This is a genomic window from Bacillus sp. P4_D3, from assembly GCF_056401855.1.
Window position 1 is genome coordinate 1 of record NZ_JBFUIN010000380.1, and the last position, 2,982, is coordinate 2,982.

Below are 2,982 nucleotides of genomic sequence, written 5' to 3' on the forward strand. Positions count from 1 at the left end.
GTGCAATATCACCTGGCTCAGCTGCAATTACGATTGGAACAAGTGGAGCAGTTCGAACAATTTCATCAAGTGTTAATACAGATGAAAAAGGAAGAACTTTTTGTTACGCATTAACAGATGAGCACTGGGTAATCGGTGGACCGACGAATAATGGCGGGATTTTATTAAGATGGCTACGTGATGAATTCGGTAGTCCAGAGCAAGAAGTTGCAAGGAAGCTTGGGATTGATCCTTATGATTTATTAATTAAGTATGCAGAAAGTGTACCAGCTGGAGCAGAGGGATTGCTATTTTTACCGTTTTTATCTGGAGAACGTGCACCCTACTGGAATGCAAATGCTCGTGGTACATTCTTCGGTATAAACCTTCAGCATAAACGTGAACATTTCATACGAGCTGTCATGGAAGGAGTTTGTATGAGTGTGTATTCAGTTGCACTTGCCATTCGTGATTGTACAGGGCCACTTTCTGAAATACGTGTTTCAGGAGGCTTTGCAAAGTCTGCATTTTGGAGACAAATGTTATCTGACATGATGGGGAAAGAATTGCTTGTTCCTGAAAGTCATGAAGCATCTGCGCTTGGGGCAGCGGCACTTGCTTTGTATGCAATTGGGAAAATTGATTCGCTTGAAGAGGTGAAGGATTGGATTGATATTGTCCATCACCATGTACCGAATAAAGAAAATACGGCTTTATATTTAGAGATGTTTTATATGTATGAACGACTTTACAATCGTTTGAAAGAAGAATTTGATTGTATAGCTGCTTTCCAACGTAAACAATAGGGGGATTGGGAGAAATGGTAGTTGGGATCATACTAGCGGYTGTTGTCATATTACTTTTACTAATTACGGTAGTAAAATGGCATCCATTTGTCGCGTTAATTTTAACAGCAATCGGTGTAGGGCTAGCAATGGGGATGCCCTTAATTGGAACTTCACCACAACATCCAGGGATTATCGATTCTATTAAATTAGGTCTTGGTAATACGTTAGGATTTTTGGCGATTGTTTTAGCTTTAGGAACAATGCTTGGAAAAATGATGGCTGAGTCTGGCGGTGCTGAACGAATTGCTAACACATTAATTGGACGTTTTGGGAAAAAGCGTGTTCACTGGGCAATGATGTTCGTTGCATTTATAGTAGGGATTCCGGTATTYTTCCAAGTTGGATTTGTACTATTAATTCCGTTAGTATTTACAATTGCGTTAGAAACAGGGGTATCACTTATTACAATCGGTATTCCGCTAGTAGCAGGTCTTTCGGTTGTACACGGACTTGTTCCACCGCATCCAGCAGCTATGGCAGCGGTAGGTATATTTAAAGCAGATGTAGGGAAGACAATTTTATATGCATTAATTGTCGGACTTCCAACTGCAATAATTGCAGGTCCGCTTTACGGGAAATGGATCGGTGCTCGTATACATAAAGAAGTACCATTAGATATAGCGGAGCAATTTATTGAAAGAGATAAGAAGAAGGAACTTCCTAGCTTCGGAAATACATTGTTTACTATTTTACTTCCAGTATTTCTTATGCTAGGTGCATCGATAGCGGAAGTAGCATTAAATAAAACAAGCCAACTTGCACAAGTATTGCACTTTATTGGAGATCCAATAGTCGCATTATTAATTGCAACGATATATTCTTTCTTTAGTCTTGGCTATGCAAAAGGGTTTTCTAAAGACAAAGTCTTACAAGTCACAAATGATTGTTTAGGCCCAATTGCAAACATACTGTTAGTTATCGGTGCAGGTGGCGCCTTTAATAAAGTGTTATTAGATTCTGGAATTGGAACTACAATTGCGGAGATGGCGAAAGAATCACATATTTCACCAATATTATTAGGGTGGGGAATTGCTGCACTTATTCGAATCGCGACTGGCTCTGCTACTGTTTCCATGATGACAGCAGCAGGAATAGTGGCACCGATTGCGGCAAGTACACCAGGAGTGAATGTAGAGTTACTGGCACTTGCAACAGGAGCAGGGTCATTAATATTATCACATGTGAACGATTCTGGATTTTGGATGATTAAAGAGTATTTCGGAATGACTGTGAAAGAAACATTATTAACATGGACTGCAATGGAGACAATACTATCTGTTGTAGCACTTGGACTAATTTCGTTATTAAATATATTTGTATAGAATGGGAGATTGATTAATATGAAACTAGGTTTAATTGGATTAGGAAAAATGGGATTCCCGTTAGCTGAACACTTACATGAAGACAAGCATGAAGTAGTTGTATACGATGTAAATAATGAGCTTGTTGAAAAGGCAGGAAAACTAGGGATTACTGCACGTCATACATTAAAAGAAATGATCGCTGAACTAGAAGCACCTCGTACAATTTGGGTAATGGTACCTGCAGGAGAAGTTGTTGAGTCAGTACTAAAAGATGTATATCCATTATTAGAGGAAGGCGATATCGTTATTGAAGGTGGAAATTCATTCTATAAGGATACGTTGCGCCGTGCTGAAGAAGCGAAAAGCTTTGGCTTACATTACGTAGATATCGGTACATCAGGTGGTGTAGAAGGAGCTAGATATGGTGCGTGCTTAATGGTTGGTGGAGAAAAAGAAATCTATGATCAATTAGAACCGTTATTTAAAGACTTAGCAGTAGAAAACGGTTATTCTTATGCAGGCCGCGTTGGAAGTGGTCATTTCTTAAAAATGGTTCATAACGGTATTGAATATGGAATGATGCAAGCAATCGCTGAAGGATTTGAAGTGTTAGATAAAAGTGATTTTGATTTCAATTATGAAGATGTTGCAAAAGTATGGGCAAACGGATCGGTTATCCGTGGTTGGTTAATGGACTTAACTGAAAAGGCATTTGCAGATGATCCAAAACTTGAGGGTATTAAAGGGGTAATGAACTCTTCAGGAGAAGGGAAATGGACTGTTGAAACTGCGCTTGAACTACAAGCAGCGGCACCAGTTATCGCAATGTCATTATTTATGCGCTACCGTTC

General features: G+C 39.3%; 3 protein-coding genes. All 3 read left to right on the forward strand.

The window, feature by feature from the left end; genetic code table 11:
• On the forward strand, positions 1–785 hold a 785-nt coding region (locus AC1DTM_RS21385; protein ID WP_477000818.1), incomplete at its 5' end, for an FGGY-family carbohydrate kinase.
• Between the two features lie 14 nt (positions 786–799).
• Positions 800–2,149: a GntP family permease gene (locus AC1DTM_RS21390; RefSeq protein WP_477000819.1), complete on the forward strand. Its 1,350-nt coding sequence runs from the start codon at positions 800–802 to the stop codon at positions 2,147–2,149.
• Positions 2,150–2,167: 18 nt separating this feature from the next.
• Positions 2,168–2,982, forward strand: an 815-nt coding sequence (gene gnd, locus AC1DTM_RS21395; protein WP_477000820.1) for a phosphogluconate dehydrogenase (NAD(+)-dependent, decarboxylating), incomplete at its 3' end; no start/stop codon positions are given.